Source organism: Enterococcus sp. DIV1682a, assembly GCF_051711005.1.
Lineage (GTDB): Bacteria > Bacillota > Bacilli > Lactobacillales > Enterococcaceae > Enterococcus_B > Enterococcus_B hirae.
In genome coordinates, this window is record NZ_JBIOLT010000001.1 from 667,322 (window position 1) to 683,045 (window position 15,724).

Below are 15,724 nucleotides of genomic sequence, written 5' to 3' on the forward strand. Positions count from 1 at the left end.
TTCTTGAACGTCACTTTTCTATTTATGAAAAACAGCCTCGCTAATTGTTTAGCCCCATCCGTGTATTGTTTTTTGCAAATTTTCAACTTGTATTGGTTGTCAAAAAAAGAGAAACATGTCTTACTAGTAATGAGAGCAACGTACAGAGGAGGAACGACAATGACGATCTTAGCAGCCATTGATTCATTTAAAGGAAGTGCCTCATCGTTTGAGTTAAATCAAGCAGCTTTGAATGGCTGGGTTTCAAAAAAAGGAGAAAAAATCAATCGCCCGATTGCTGATGGAGGAGAAGGAACAGCAGAGGCGATCTATCATGCTTTAGGTGGTCAATGGCGCGTCATCGAAGGGGTAGATCTGCTTTTTCGAAAAGTAAGTTGCAGATATTTACTCACGGTTTATGCGGGAAAACGCCTGGCAGTGATTGAATCAACTGAAGTAATCGGTCTTGATTTATTAAAGGAGCCAACTGATCAAACGATTCGATCAGCTTCTAGCTTTGGCTTGGGAGAACTTTTGAAAGATGCTTTGACACAAGAGGTTGATCAGGTGATTGTCACATTAGGTGGGAGTGGATGTTCAGATGGTGGATTAGGTCTGTTGCAGTCGCTAGGAGCCAAGTTAGTTGGGGCTACAGAGGGAAATCCACTGCTGACGACGAAACGAATCGAGTGGGGCAAAAGCCGTGAAAAATTCAAAAAGGTTCAATTGCTAGTTGCTGCTGATGTGACAAGTTTTTACAGTGGCCCACAAGGAGCAGCTCAAATTTACGGTAAGCAAAAAGGTGGTACAAAAACAACTTTAGCATTTCTTGACAAACAGGCAACGAATTTAACCGAACAGATAAAACAAACGACTAATATTGATTTAAATGCTGTTTCTGGAAGTGGGGCTGCTGGTGGAATCGGTGGAGCGTTATTGCTTGTCGGTGGTAAAATGGTTTCTGGTTTTTCACTTGTTGCTCAACTGATTGGTTTAGAAGAAGCCATCAAACAAGCAGATCTCGTGATCACAGGTGAGGGACGAATCGATCAGCAGACGATCAATGGGAAAGTACCATATGGTGTAGCTAAACTGGCAAAGAAACATGGGAAAAAAGTTATTGCGTTATGTGGCAGTCGCAAAAAAAATCTTGGACGATTAGATGAATTTCTGCCAAGTGTTTTTAGTATCCAGCTAGGACCGATTGAATTGAAAAAAGCCTTAGATCGTCAAGAAACCCTCGAAAAAGTAGCGATTATGACACATAATCTCAGCCGATTAGTGGAAGATGATTTATCTTAGTTGACAGTTTAAAAATAATTATGTTAACCTAATGACAAATAAAACGAAGTGAGGGATCTTGCCATTGAAAAACTAAGTCAATGATTGAAAGCTGCATTAAGGCTATTTTATTAATGAGAAAAGTGCATAAATTACATTAATCACGATGTTTGAGTGAAGAGAAACGGTCTAACGATTGCCCGTTGAAGCTTGCTCACGCAGAATTTAATGTGAAAAACACTTACTCAATAAAAAATAGCAGGCAGATTTTCAGAATTGGCGAGTTTTCATTGGTGGGGTCTCTTTTTGTATCCCTTCTTTGGCGACCAGTTCTGAAAATAGGACTGGTCTTTTTTATAGGAGGATATAAATGTCGAAGATAGAAATTAAAAATTTAACTTTTGGTTATGACAATCAAGTGCTACCCTTATTTGATCAAGCTACATTGAATTTTGATACCACTTGGAAATTAGGATTGATCGGTCGGAATGGACGTGGAAAAACGACATTATTGAACATTTTACAAGATAAACTACCTTATCAAGGACAGATTATCCATCAGCAAGAATTTAACTATTTCCCTCAAGAAATTGGAGAAGAAGCACAATTTACTTATGATGCGTTGAATGAGATAGCTGACGTCGAACTTTGGGAAATCGAAAGAGAACTACAATTAATGGAAACTGACCCAGAGATTTTGTGGCGACCATTTCACACACTGTCTGGTGGTGAAAAAACAAAAGTACTCTTAGCACTGCTTTTTGTTGATGATCAGCATTTTCCTTTGATCGATGAGCCGACGAATCATTTGGATTTAGTCGGAAGAAAACAAGTAGCTAATTACTTGCAGAAAAAAAATCAAGGATTTATCGTGATCAGCCATGATCGCGGATTTATCGATGAAGTGGTCGATCATGTATTAGCCATTGAAAAAAGCCAATTAGAACTGTATCAGGGGAACTTTTCAGTATATGAAGAGCAAAAGCAGTTAAAAAATGAGTTTGAGATTGCCCAAAATGAAAAAATCAAAAAAGAAGTCACGCGCTTGAAGAAAACTGCAGCAGAAAAAGCAGAGTGGTCCCGCTCTCGTGAGGGAGATAAGACGAAAAAAAGCGTTGGGTTTATCGATACCGAAAATCGTAGAGTGAATCGTGGTGCAATTGGTGCGGATGCCGCTCGAACGATGAAACGCTCGAAAGCAATCGTGAATCGGATGGAAACGCAAATCGGGGAAAAAGAAAAATTATTGAAGGATATCGAATATGTAGAGCCTTTGACAATGAATGTCAAAAAAACACATCATAAACGATTGCTGACTGTGGAGAATTTACAACTGGGGTATCAACAGCTGCTTTTTTCGCCCGTTAATTTTACGATTGACCAAAACGAATGTGTGGCGTTGACAGGGGCAAACGGTATAGGGAAATCTACGATCATCCATTATCTTTTAGACGATTTTGATGGAATAACTGCAGGTACGATCCATAAGCCTAATCAACTAACGATCAGTTACGTGCGTCAGAATTATGAAGATAATCGAGGTACGCTCAGTGAATTTGCAGAAAAGCAAAAAGTTGATTATCAAACATTTTTAAATAATCTCCGCAAGTTAGGGATGGAAAGAGAAGTCTTTCATAACCGAATTGAACAGATGAGTATGGGGCAACGCAAAAAAGTTGAACTAGCCAAGTCGCTTTCTCAAGAAGCGGAATTATATATTTGGGATGAACCGTTGAACTATTTAGATGTCTTCAATCAAGTCCAGTTGGAGCAACTGATTTTATCGTTTAAACCTGCAATGTTGGTTGTGGATCATGACCAAGTCTTCTTAAATAAAATAGCTGATCGACTCATTTCACTCAAATAACTCATTGTCATCAATAAGTAGTGAAACTTGTTTTGCTCATTAGTTATGTTACAATCGAGCCAGAACAAACAAAGGAGCGTTGAATAATGTTATATGTAACTAGACATGGCGAGACAACTTGGAATGCAGCAGAACGGGTCTGCGGGAGAGCGGATGCCCCGTTAACAGAAAAAGGGCAAAAACAAGCGGAGAAATTGGCTGAAAAAGTTTCAGAATTACAAATCCCAGTCACGAAGATTATCCATTCCCCTTTACAACGTGCAAAAGATACAGCGCAAGCCGTTGCCGATAAACTTCACTTGCCAATGGAAGTAGATGAACGGTTAATCGAAATGGATTTTGGGGAATACGACGGGATGCTAAGTCATGAAACAATCTTTCAAGAAGCACGACAAGAATTTGCGGTGCGCTTTCCAAATGGTGAATCAGTGTTAGATGTTTATGCTCGAGTTGTTCCATTGATCGAAGAATGTCTTGCTGATGAAGAGAATGTCTACCTATTAGTTTGTCATAATGCGTTGATTCGTATCATGAACGCTTATTTCCATCCTATGCCAAATGAGACATTCTTTGATTTTTTTGTTGAAAATACGGAATTAGTTACTTTTCCCAGTAAACATGAGCTGAACACTATAAAGTCTTAACTCATTTTTGGCGGGTAGCAGCGGATTCAAACATTCGTATCATGAATCAAAAAAATAGTTTATTTCTGAAACCGATAAGCGGAAGAATCCAAAAATAGTTTTTGCTATTTTTGTCATTCTTCCGTTTATTTACGTGGCTTTTTGTCAATAAGGACTGATGAGTTGTATAAAATCAAATAGAGGTCAGAATGAACCAATGATTGATGCGTATTTTTGTTCTGTCATTCAGCGCATGAAACACTTTTTAGTCGGTGTGTCGTTCTTTCTTTAGTTATATAATTAGCCATTAATCTTTGAAATCGCCTATCATTATCAACCAACGAAAACGCTTTTAGAAATAAAATTAATTTATTTTTATAAAAATGTTGAAATTTTATTTCACAAGAGGTATACTCTGTTCATAGAAATGAATACGGATACATCGCGTGAGGGGGAGACAGATGTTTGGTTTTTCGATCTTTATGAATGAAGCTTTAACGATAGAAAAAAAAGCTTATATCCAAAAGATGGCAAAGAATGGGTTTGATGGGATATTTACTTCTATGCATATTCCTGAAGATGATGCTAGTTTATATAAAAAACGGTTAACAGAACTAGGCGAATGTGCCAAAGAAAATCAATTGGATCTAATGGTAGATATTTCTGGAGATGCTTTAAAACATGCTGGGTTTTCGATGGCAGATTTAGAGCCATTAAAAAAGATTGGCGTTACTGGGTTACGAATGGATTATCATCTTTCAAATGAACAAATTGCGAATTGGAGCCATCAAATCAAAATCAGTTTAAACGCCAGCACGATCACTCCACAAGATGTCACAGAATTACAAGTCGCTAATGCAGATTTTTCTCAACTTGAAGCATGGCATAATTACTATCCGCGTCCCGAAACCGGATTAGATCGGAAATGGTATCAAGAAAAAAATCATTGGCTAAAAGAACAAGGCTTTACAATCCAAGGTTTTGTGGCAGGCGACGAAGCCTTACGTGGTCCGTTATATCAAGGTTTACCTACTTTAGAAAGTCATCGACATGTCCATCCTTTAGCTGCTGCGCTAGATTTGATGTCATGCGATACAGATTTGATTTATATCGGTGATGGCGGACTTTCAGAAGAAGTTCAAGAACAATTTGCCATGTATCAAAGAGAACAAACAATTTTACTACATGCTGAAGTAATTGATGCCCAGTTTTACGAGTATATTTTAGGAAACCATATGAATCGGCAAGATGAAGCAAGAGATGTTATCCGCAGTGCGGATGCACGGTTTAGAAACATCCCTCAAATTCCTCCTCGTGATACGAAAGAACGAGCAAAAGGAACGATTACTTTAGATAATGAACGATATCTTCGTTACATGGGGGAAATTCAAATTACTAAAAAGGATTTACCAGCAGATGAAAAAGTGAATCGGGTCGCTCAAATAAGCGAAGCCGAGTTACCGCTACTTGAGCAAATCCGTGCAGGGGTAAATTTTAAAATAATTAGAAGAGAAGGAAAAACAAATGAAGCAAATTAATTTAGAAAATCTAACAACAGAGCGACGAAATCAACAAACATTTGGACTTGATGAAATGAGTGTTACCCAAGCAGTTCAGCTAATGAACCAAGAAGATCATAAAGTAGCCGAAGCCGTTTCAAAAGAATTGGCTAGCATCGAACCAGTGATCCAACAGACGATTAAATCTTTCCAACAAGGTGGTCGATTGATCTACATGGGTGCCGGTACAAGTGGCCGTTTAGGTGTGCTAGATGCTGCAGAGTGTGTACCAACATTTGGTGTAGAACCTGAGATGGTCATTGGCTTGATTGCTGGTGGTGAAGCAGCCATGACAGTTGCGGTTGAAGGAGCAGAAGACTCTTTAGAGTTAGGGAAAGAAGATTTAGTAAACTTAGGATTAACTGAAAATGATATGGTCATCGGGATTGCCGCAAGTGGTCGTACACCGTATGTGATTGGCGGTTTAGATTATGCTCGTACAATCGGTGCGACTACTGCTACAATTTCTTGTAATAAAAATGCTGAAATCAGTCAACATGCCGATTATCCGATCGAAGTTGATGCAGGACCTGAGTTTCTAACCGGTTCAACTCGCCTAAAATCTGGTACAGCACAAAAATTGATTTTGAATATGATCTCAACAATTAGTATGATCGGGATTGGCAAAGTGTTCAATAACTTGATGGTCGATGTGAAACCGACCAACGAAAAATTGATTGAGCGTTCAAAACGAATCATTATGCAAGCAACAGAGGTTGACTATCAAACCGCTGAGAAGTATTTTAATGAAGCAGATAAAAATGTGAAATTAGCGATTGTGATGATTTTAACCAATAGTGATAAAGCGACAGCAGAAGAAAAATTAGTTGAAGCAAACGGCTTTGTAAAAGGAACCTTATGAGGGGGAAGAACCAATGGCTAAAAATGAATTGACTTTAGAAGAACTAGCAACGCGGATCTATGCTGGTGTAGGCGGAATGGGCAATGTCGAAAGCATTGTCCACTGCATGACCCGTGTTCGAATGAAGATCATTAATGATGAGCTTGTCGATGTTGCAAAATTGAAAGCGATACCTGGTGTATTAGGCGTTGTTGAGGACGAACAACTGCAAGTGATCATCGGTCCTGGTAAAGTGAACAAAGTAGCACAAACGATGGTAGATCAAGCAGGTGTAAAATTAGGAGAACAGATTTCTTCAGGAAATAGAGCTTCTGATAAGTCGTCAGCCTCAGGAAAAGATTTGGTAAATGAGAGAGCGCAAGCGATGAAAGCTGCTCAAAAAAATAAACAAAAACCATCAAAAATAAAATCAATCTTGAAAGATATTTCGAACATTTTCGTCCCTATGATCCCAGCATTTGTCGGTACTGGGATTGTGGCAGGGATTGCTGCGGTACTAGCAAACTTAGTGACAGCGGGTACATTAGATGCAGCAACTTGGCAACAATACATTGATATCATGAACATTCTAAAAAATGGTATGTTCAGTTTCTTAGTGATTTATACAGGGATCAATGCAGCTCAAGTTTTTGGTGCAACACCAACACTTGGTGGAGTTATCGGTGCGGTAGTCTTATTAACAGGCATGAATCCAGAAGCGCCACTTAAAAACTTATTCACTGGTGAAGCATTAGCTGCAGGTCAAGGTGGGATTTTAGGAGTTATTTTTGCTGTCTGGTTATTAGCAATCGTTGAAAAGAAATTGCATAAAGTTGTACCAGATTCCATTGATATTATTGTTACCCCTACATTATCATTGATTGCTATTGGCTTAGTCGAAATTTTCTTCATCATGCCACTCGCTGGTTTCATCTCAGATGGAATGGTTGGCGGAATCAACTGGGTATTAGGTGTAGGTGGGGCCTTTTCAGGATTTGTCTTGGGGACACTATTCTTACCGATGGTTATGTTCGGATTGCATCAAATCTTAACACCAATCCATGTCCAAATGATTGATGAAACAGGAAAAACACTATTATTACCTATTTTGGCGATGGCTGGTGCCGGACAAGTCGGAGCAGCATTAGCATTGTGGGTTCGTTGTAAAAAAGATAAAGAATTGACTGAAATGATCAAAGGTGCGTTACCCGTAGGAATCTTAGGAATCGGTGAACCATTGATCTACGGTGTGACACTGCCGTTAGGACGTCCGTTCATTACCGCTTGTATCGGTGGTGGTATTGGTGGTGCTGTTGTTGGGATGATTGGAAATGTAGGTGCTATTGCGATCGGGCCTTCTGGTGCTGCTTTGATCCCATTGATTTCAGATGGAAAATGGTTAGGGTATGTCTTAGGGTTACTCGCTGCTTACGCAGGTGGTTTCCTAGCAACATTCTTCTTTGGTATTCCTAAAGAGCAATTGGAGAAAGAAGAATTAGCTGAAGAAACAACAACTGAAATGACACCAATGATGGAAAATACAGGAGCAGTCAGCACAAGTGAAATTTCATTAGCTGCTGTAGCTGATGGAGTAGTTGAGTCACTTGAAAAGGCAAGTGATCCCGTATTTGCTCAAAAAATGATGGGAGAAGGTTACTTTGTTGAGCCAATCAATGGTCAGATCTATTCACCAGTAAGTGGAACGATCAGCTCAGTGTTCCCCACTAAACATGCGATTGGTATCACAACCGCTAATGGATTAGAAGTGTTACTCCATATGGGGATCAATACAGTTGACCTTGGTGGTGCACCATTTGAGGTGAAGGTAACAGAAGGTCAGTTGGTAACACCTGATACACTTGTTGCTCAAGTCGATTTAGCAGCAATCAAAGCTGCCGGTAAAGAAACTTCGATGATGGTTTTAATTACCAATATGGAGAAAGTAAAAAATTTCGTTTTAGAAAAAACAGGTGAGACAAAAGCCAAAGCGAAGGTCATGACTGTTGAAGCTACAAAAAATTGAACGAAGTAAAAGCAGATAAAGAATAGAGAAAATTCGAGCCTGGGACCAAGTGCGGTCTCAGGCTCTTTTCTATGATTAATAAGAGGGAAAAATAATTGTAAGAGAAACAGTTTGATTCATTTAAGACGATAAATCACTGGTGAACCAAGCTAAAAGTTCAATTGGAGAAATTAGAAGAAATACACGAAGACAAAGTGGCTAGAATAGTAAAATAAGCCCGATTTTGATGGTATGTACTAAAAGTAAAATCAGGCTTATTTCATTTTTGGTAGATGATTGTCCCAACATCGCCTATCTATTTAGCAACAAGTAATAAATGATTTTTCAAACTATCTAGTTCGTTTTCTTTCTCTTTTCCAATCATGAATTCCTCTTTGTCTATAGTTACCTTATTTACTTTTGAAATCTGAATCTCTTGTACAACATTATTGTTTTTATAAAACTTTATTTGATAGTTGAATCTTTTTTGCTTTGATGTCAGTTTCATATCATAACGTTGAGCATGTTGATCCGATTTATTAAACAGAACATTAAGGTTTCCTATTAATGTTTTTAAAAAATTGGGGTCTGTAGCTTTCCAACTTTTGGATTACTGAATGAGTATAAAGCCTAAAAAAGAAAAATAGAGAGGAAACTTACCAACTAAGTTTCCTCTCTGTTCTCTGTTTTGATCGAATTTTTTAGAAATTATTGGTTAGCTGTTTCGACTAACTTTTGATATACTCGCTCAACATCTGCTGGGGTTCCCCGTAATTCATAGTCGGCGAGGAAAGGGAAGCCAAATTGGCTGGCGTATTGTTTAGCGGTTAAGCAATATTGATTATTAAAATTTTTGTTTCCACTCCCTACGACACCCAGACAAAGCGTATGATTGTCTTCGTATTCCAGATATTCACGCATGGTTTCTGTTAAAATTTCTGTATCACCGTTATCTAACCCATTTCCTCCATCTAAGTAAGTGGGTACAAAAGTGAAGAAAGGTTCACTCTCTTGTTGAAAGTCACTATTTTCATGAATTTCTTTTAGCGTGATTTCTGGTAATTGAGGATTTAACTCATGTTGGTTCGCAGCATATTCAGCAAGTTTTTTAGCGAAAGCTCGTGTGTTTCCAGAGATCGATATATATAGAATGTTCATTACATTTCCTCCAATTCTTGTCTCCAGTATAGCATTTTTTTATCAATTTTTGGAAAAGGTTTTCCCTAAATGAATATGCAAGATTCTTGTATAATTAGAAAAAAATAGTTACAATTATATTTCTATTAGAATTTTTATGAATAAAGTAAAACAGGTGAAGATTTGTTATACTTTTGGTAAAAGCGGTTTATTTTGGAGGATGCTTAAAATGGATACAGAGCAACAGAACAAAGGAATAGGGTTGTTTCCACTAGCGGCCTTAGTGATTGGGTCAGCGATAGGAGGTGGCGTATTTGGTATTATGACGGACATCTCCGGATCGGCTGGTGCCCCAGCTATTTTTAGTTGGGTGCTAGTTGGAACAGCTATGTTGATGCTCTCGTTATCAATCAATAATATCAATAAAAAACGTCCAGAGCTGGAAGGTGGTATTTTCAGCTATGCAGAAGCTGGTTTCGGACGTTTTGCTGGATTTATCAGTGGTTGGGGTTATTGGCTTACTTGTTGGTTGGGGAACGTAGCCTTTGCTACGTTGCTAATGAGTGCTTTAGGTTACTTTTTCCCAGTATTCGACGGAGGTCAGAATATCGCTTCGATCGTTATGAGCACTTTGTTTTTATGGGGATATGCTTGGCTAGTCAATCGTGGGGTCGAAAATGCAAGTTATGTGAACGCTATTGTAACGATCTGTAAACTTGTCCCACTATTTTTATTTATTGTTGTAGCAATCAGTACCTTTTCACTGCAACAATTTATCGATAATTTTTCTAGTGATATCATATTGAGTGCGAATGGCCAGCCCGTGCCATTTTCTAGTCAGATATTGAGCTGTATCATGGTGATGTTATGGGTGTTTGTTGGGATCGAAGGAGCTTCTGTGGTTGGTTCTCGTGCAAAGAAAAAATCAGATGTAGGGAAAGCAACGATCCTTGGTATTTTTGGTTTAATCATCATTTATGTTTTAGTTTCGATGTTACCTTATGGGACAATGTCAATGAAAGAATTGCAAGGAATCCAAACACAGCCAGCGATGGGCTATGTGTTTGAAATGATGGTAGGAAAATGGGGAGCAATCTTGATCAACGGCGGTTTGATCATTTCGCTTGTCGGTGTCTGGTTATCTTGGACGATTTTACCGATTGAAACCATGAGGAATATGGCAGATGCTAACTTATTACCGAAACGCTGGGGTCAAGTCAATAAAAAAGGTGCACCAACATATGCTATTGTCTTAACGACGATTTGTACTAATGTTTTCTTACTTTCTTTATTGTTCACGGATAGTGCGTATAATTTTGCTTACACACTTGGGACAGCAGCGATATTCTTTACTTGGTTATTCTTAGGTCTTTATCAGATGAAACTATCTTATCAAAGAAAAGAATGGGGGCAATTCTTTATCGGCTTTTTAGCCAGTGCATTTCAAGTCTGGGCAATGCTCGTGGTTGCTTTCAATGAAGTGATGTTAGTGTTAGTACTCTTCTTACCTGGGATCTTCTTTTATTTAAGAGCCCGGAAAGAACAAAATGAGCCAATCCCTCATCTTCACTTAGATAAATTTTTATTAGTCGGTGTCACAATGATCGGACTAACAGCAATGATTCTATTTGCTACAGGCGTTTTACATGTTTAAATACACAAATATGTTAAATTAAGTCATTAAAAAAGCCAAATAAACGGTAATTCATGATTCTAATAAAAGAATCGTTAGCAAAACCGGTTATCTGGCTTTTTTTGATGTGTTCATGCACCTACTATTGTTTTGGTCTGATCAACCATTCCTGATAATGTAGGATCAATGTCCACTGGTTATTTTGATTCCGACCAGACTAATCAATAATAAGCCAACGAAAAACCAAGTGGCTAATGTCAGTTTATCATGAAACAAGACGACACCAATGATCACTGAACCAACGGCACCGATTCCGGTCCAAATAGGATAGGATAAACTCATTGGTAACTGTTTGATCGCCTTTGATAAGAGATAAAAGCTGGCGATCATGCCAATGACTGTGTAGAAAGAATAATTCAATTTAGAAAAACCATCACTCCATTTCATCATCGTAGACCAAAAAACTTCCAAGATTCCCGCTAAGATTAATTCAAACCATGCCATATTAATCACTCCATTTACACAAAAAAGAGGAGTAGCATTCCTCCAAAGACCTAATGGAATGCTTATCCTCTTAATACTACCCGGCGATAGTTGTGTCATTATTTTGTTAATTGAAAGGATAACACAGAATAAAAAATAAGGGTAGTGATAAGCTAAAACGTGAACCAATTTGAATCGGCCATTCGATTTAGAAGTCGTTTTTTGAAGGAAAACACCTACGCTAAAGTGTTATTTTAGATAATGAAGCACGTTTTTGTTTGTTTTTTGTTCATTTGTTAGTTACAAAAATAAGATCTCAAAAAATTTGAACTGTAAACGAGTTGTTTCAATCGTAAGTGATTTTTCTAATTTTTTTATTGAATTGACTGAATTTTTAAAAAATACAATGAGATAATTGGATTTTATCTATATTTTCATGGCTTTTTGATTTATAATAAAAAAATATCTTGTAATTTTAAGGAGGAAGTCAAATGGAGAACTATCTTAGTCTTTTAGGTGTCTTGATCGTCATTATCGGTTTTGCACTAAAATTAGATTCAATTTTGATCGTAATGGTCGCACTGATTGTCACCGCATTGACAGGCGGTTTAGGAATTGAAGGAATGTTAGAAACTTTAGGAACAAGTTTTGTCAATAATCGAGGAATGGCTATTTTTATCATTATTATGTTGGCAACAGGTACACTGGAACGTAATGGTTTGAAAGAATCAGCAGCTTCGCTTATTAAGCGCTTTAAGAAAGTATCAGCTGGAATGATCATTGATATCTATGGGGTCTTCCGTATGATCTTTGCAGCGTTCAATGTCAGCTTTGGTGGAGTTGCCGGTTTTGTTCGCCCAATCATCATGCCAATGGCTTTAGGAACAGTCGAATCAAAAGGCCTGGAAATTGATCCACAACATGAGGAAGAATTAAAAGGCATGTCTTCTGCGATGGAAAATATTTGTTGGTTCTTTGGTCAAGTATTATTCGTTGGTGGAGCAGGTGCGTTGTTAGTTCAATCGACTTTAAAAGGTCTGGGTTATGAAGTGACACTAGGACAACTTGCTTTGGTTGAAGTACCAGTTGCTGTCGTTGCACTGATTGTTGCAAGTATTTATTTCTACTTAAGAGAGAAAAAATTAGCGAAAAAATATTATTCAGGAAAGGGGCAATAATATGAGCTTTTTTACAGATCCTGAAATTTTATTAGGGGATAAATTATTAGAAATATTATATATCATCATGGGGTTAGTTCTGATTTATACAGGAATCAGAAATATTAACGATAAAACGAATCCTCATCGATACGGTTCTGCTTTTTTCTGGACAGTATTAGGAATCGTAATTGCTGGTGGAAGATGGTTACCTGCGATCGTCAACGGTCTTTTGATTTTTGCCATGACAGTTCCAGCGATTGCAAAGAAAGTCAGCAAAGGAGAAAGTCGCTTACCGTCTAAACAATACATGGAAAAAATGTCTGATAAATTAGGAATGAAAATCTTTATTCCGGCATTGAGTATTGGGATCTTTGCAATCTTGTTCGCACTCTTTACTAAGCTTGGCGCATTAGTTGGTGTTGGTGTCGGTGTTTTTGCCGCAATGGTGATCATGATGTTCTTCTCACGAGACAATCGACCAACTACTTTCTTAGATGATGCTGCAGATATGCTAGGAACAGTAGGACCTTTAAGTATGTTACCAATGCTCTTGGCATCATTAGGAGCGGTTTTTACAAGTGCAGGAGTAGGGACAGTTATTTCTAATGCAGTCGGGCAAATCGTTCCCGAAGGTAATGTGAATGTCGGTATTATAATCTATGCATTGGGTATGGTTATCTTTACGGTGATTATGGGGAACGCCTTTGCAGCGATTACGGTAATGACTGTAGGGATCGGTGCACCGTTTGTATTCAGTCACGGCGCAAATCCAGCACTAGTGGGAATGGTTGCTCTGACTTGTGGGTTCTGTGGAACCTTGTTAACACCGATGGCTGCAAACTTCAATGTCGTGCCTGTGGCAATGTTAGAGATGAAAGATAAATACGGCGTGATCAAGAACCAATTATTCGTAGCGATCTTCATGTTAGTGTTCCAAATCGTTTATATGATTTTATTTAAATAAGAAAAAACTCTATAATAATAGTTAGTTTATATTGAGAATAATGGAGGAATGTAAAATGAAAGTACTAGTAACTGGTTTTGATCCATTTGGTGGAGATAAAGTGAATCCTGCTTATGAAGCAGTGAAAAAAATGCCTGATGAAATTGCTGGAGCACAAATTATCAAAGTGGAAGTCCCAACGGTTTTTGCTAAAAGCAGCCAAGTTGTGGAAAAAGCAATCGAAGAACATCAACCGGAAATCGTCATCTGTGTTGGACAAGCTGGTGGACGTTCAGCTGTTTCATTCGAACGAGTAGCAATCAATTTAGCAGAAGCTAGAATTGCTGACAACGAAGGAAACCAACCTTTTGATACAGCGTTAGAACCGGATGGACCAGCTGCTTATTTCACTTCTTTACCGATTAAAGCAATGACAAAAAATGTCCATGAACATGGATTACCTGCTTACATTTCGTATACAGCTGGTACCTTTGTTTGCAACGACATCATGTATCGTTTGCTTCACTTGATTGAGACAAAATTCCCGACGATTCGTGGCGGATTTATCCATGTGCCATTTTCACCTGATCAAGTGATTGATCGTCCAGTAGGCACACCATCAATGTCATTAGATGATATTGCCGCTTCTTTGACTTATGCAGTAGAAGCAGCCGTAACAAATGATCATGACATTGCTGGCAATGCAGGAACAACTCACTAATTTTTACAAATAATGTAGTGAAAAACAAATCATTGTGTCGACTGGTCGAATCAGACCAGTCGATTCTTTTTTTGAAAGGAAACATAAGTAATGAACGACTGGCAAAAGGTATTTAAAGAATGGTATCCCAAGGAAATCAATCAAGTCTATCCAATTAAGATATCAAAACAGTATACAAGTAATCAGCGTTGGGAAATCTATGAAAAGTTGACGACGAAACAACGTCAATTAGTTGATCAACATCGACGCTACTTGATCAATTCCCAATTTATAGAAGAAAATTATTTAGCAGCGACTGATTGGGTCTTTTCCGATTTTAAAATCAATCCTTTTTTTCGTACCAAACGGCGACAACAAAAATTATATTGCGAATGCGGTCGTGAATTAAAAGTGCAATATATCGTTCATTCACCAAAGACCGGTAAGAGCCTTTCTTTAGGGATCAATCACTTTGCTGAACATTTACACGTAAGCCCGCAAATCGCAACATCTATCAATCAAGGGATGACTAAAGTCGATTTAGCACTAGACGAATTATTGTGGCTGAAACAGCAAAACGTGGCGTTTCCAGAAGATTTATGGCAAGAATATTGTTTTATGCTCTACCAAAATCGAAAATTAAAAAATCCCTATTTGCCTGATCAAAAACTAGTTGCCAGGGTTGTGGATTTTCGTGAAGCAGATATGCCAATTTATCTTGCTGATTATCAAGCGCTGAAACAAGAGATCTCACGTATTGCAACGCAATTAGAGGGAACCCCTAAAAAAATTCGTGGGAAGAAAGAACTATTTGAAGATTTTTCAGAAGAATTAGTGAAAGATGTCGAGACTTTTTTAACGAATTACCGAACTTTTTTGCAAAAAGATTGGGCGTTGATCGCTGTTGACGGGGGTGAACAACTATCATTGACCTTCTTTGAAACATTCATCCAGCAATTAAGAGCAACTGGACGCCAACAAACTCCAGAACAACAGAGTAAAATGACCGAATATGCACGCAAGCAGCGATTTATCCAATCCGAGGTGTATCTTTTCATCTGGCAGCAATATTGTCGTTATGGTTTCACAGAAGGTTTCTTTGATAGTATTCCTAGAGTCATGAGAAATGGTTTCTTGAAGATCTTACGAAAAGAAAAAGAAATGAAGCAAACAGTGATAGCCAACGAAAATGTGTCACAGAAAAAGGTAGTCACCGAGGAAGTATGGGATAAAATTGCTGTTGAGTTGAAAACGAAAAAAGTGATGACCATTTTAACAGAACTAAATGAAAATGACTATTCCTTATCGAAAGAACAACAACATGCGTTACAATATTTCCAACAATTAGAAAAAGTTTTGCAAACAGAAAATTCAAAAACTAAGCAATTATTAAAAAGACTATTGTGAAAGTCGATAGGGTAAAAATAAGCTAGCTACCACCAATCAATTGTTGGCGACAGCTAGCTTATTTAGATAAGTACCAAGAAAAAGGGAACATCGAAACATGCTTTACCAG

Annotated in this window: 13 protein-coding genes; 11 read left to right on the forward strand and 2 right to left on the reverse strand. The window is 38.0% G+C overall.

Annotated features, from left to right (window positions below; all coding sequences use genetic code 11):
- Positions 1-159: 159 nt before the first annotated feature.
- The 6 genes from IGJ23_RS02955 (at position 160) to IGJ23_RS02980 (ending at position 8,173) form a co-directional block, all read left to right on the forward strand.
- Positions 160-1,281 carry a glycerate kinase family protein gene (locus tag IGJ23_RS02955; protein ID WP_438774610.1) on the forward strand — a complete coding sequence of 374 codons (1,122 nt, stop codon included), beginning with the start codon at positions 160-162 and terminating at the stop codon, positions 1,279-1,281.
- A gap of 349 nt (positions 1,282-1,630) precedes the next feature.
- Positions 1,631-3,127 carry an Lsa family ABC-F type ribosomal protection protein gene (locus tag IGJ23_RS02960; RefSeq protein WP_034699765.1) on the forward strand — a complete coding sequence of 499 codons (1,497 nt, stop codon included), beginning with the start codon at positions 1,631-1,633 and terminating at the stop codon, positions 3,125-3,127.
- An 86-nt stretch (positions 3,128-3,213) separates the two neighbouring features.
- Entirely contained in the window at positions 3,214-3,771 is a 558-nt protein-coding gene (locus IGJ23_RS02965; protein ID WP_438774611.1) for a histidine phosphatase family protein, read from the forward strand.
- A 440-nt stretch (positions 3,772-4,211) separates the two neighbouring features.
- A complete protein-coding gene (locus IGJ23_RS02970) occupies positions 4,212-5,288 on the forward strand; it encodes a DUF871 domain-containing protein (protein WP_010719888.1) in 1,077 nt (358 codons plus the stop codon).
- Positions 5,275-6,171: an N-acetylmuramic acid 6-phosphate etherase gene (murQ, locus tag IGJ23_RS02975; protein ID WP_010738315.1), complete on the forward strand. Its 897-nt coding sequence runs from the start codon at positions 5,275-5,277 to the stop codon at positions 6,169-6,171. The genes IGJ23_RS02970 and murQ overlap by 14 nt, the downstream gene beginning before the upstream one ends.
- A 13-nt stretch (positions 6,172-6,184) precedes the next feature.
- Positions 6,185-8,173 carry a glucose PTS transporter subunit IIA gene (locus IGJ23_RS02980; RefSeq protein WP_438774612.1) on the forward strand — a complete coding sequence of 663 codons (1,989 nt, stop codon included), beginning with the start codon at positions 6,185-6,187 and terminating at the stop codon, positions 8,171-8,173.
- Positions 8,174-8,860: 687 nt separating this feature from the next.
- On the opposite strand, the gene nrdI is transcribed toward IGJ23_RS02980, so the two are convergent.
- The gene (gene nrdI / locus IGJ23_RS02985; RefSeq protein WP_010719884.1) at positions 8,861-9,310 is read right to left on the reverse strand and encodes a class Ib ribonucleoside-diphosphate reductase assembly flavoprotein NrdI; all 450 of its coding nucleotides are present in this window, start codon (positions 9,308-9,310) and stop codon (positions 8,861-8,863) included.
- Between the two features lie 208 nt (positions 9,311-9,518).
- On the opposite strand from nrdI, the gene IGJ23_RS02990 reads away from it, so the two are divergent.
- Positions 9,519-10,943, forward strand: a complete 1,425-nt coding sequence (locus IGJ23_RS02990) for a basic amino acid/polyamine antiporter (RefSeq protein WP_010738312.1) — start codon at positions 9,519-9,521, stop codon at positions 10,941-10,943.
- Positions 10,944-11,105: 162 nt separating this feature from the next.
- Here the strand turns inward: IGJ23_RS02990 and IGJ23_RS02995 are convergent, their stop codons facing one another.
- On the reverse strand, positions 11,106-11,426 hold the full coding sequence (locus IGJ23_RS02995; RefSeq protein WP_010719882.1) for a DMT family transporter: 321 nt from the start codon (positions 11,424-11,426) through the stop codon (positions 11,106-11,108).
- Positions 11,427-11,896: 470 nt separating this feature from the next.
- Here IGJ23_RS02995 and IGJ23_RS03000 point away from each other — a divergent pair, with 470 nt between their 5' ends.
- The 4 genes from IGJ23_RS03000 to IGJ23_RS03015 all read left to right on the forward strand — a co-directional run bounded on the left by IGJ23_RS03000 (position 11,897) and on the right by IGJ23_RS03015 (position 15,615).
- Entirely contained in the window at positions 11,897-12,583 is a 687-nt protein-coding gene (locus IGJ23_RS03000) for a DUF969 domain-containing protein (RefSeq protein ID WP_010719881.1), read from the forward strand.
- A 1-nt stretch (position 12,584) separates the two neighbouring features.
- Positions 12,585-13,529: a DUF979 domain-containing protein gene (locus IGJ23_RS03005; RefSeq protein WP_010719880.1), complete on the forward strand. Its 945-nt coding sequence runs from the start codon at positions 12,585-12,587 to the stop codon at positions 13,527-13,529.
- 55 nt (positions 13,530-13,584) lie between these two features.
- Complete coding sequence (pcp, locus tag IGJ23_RS03010) at positions 13,585-14,229, forward strand: pyroglutamyl-peptidase I (protein ID WP_010738311.1); 645 nt, start codon at positions 13,585-13,587, stop codon at positions 14,227-14,229.
- A gap of 90 nt (positions 14,230-14,319) precedes the next feature.
- Complete coding sequence (locus IGJ23_RS03015) at positions 14,320-15,615, forward strand: hypothetical protein (protein WP_438774613.1); 1,296 nt, start codon at positions 14,320-14,322, stop codon at positions 15,613-15,615.
- Positions 15,616-15,724: the final 109 nt, after the last annotated feature.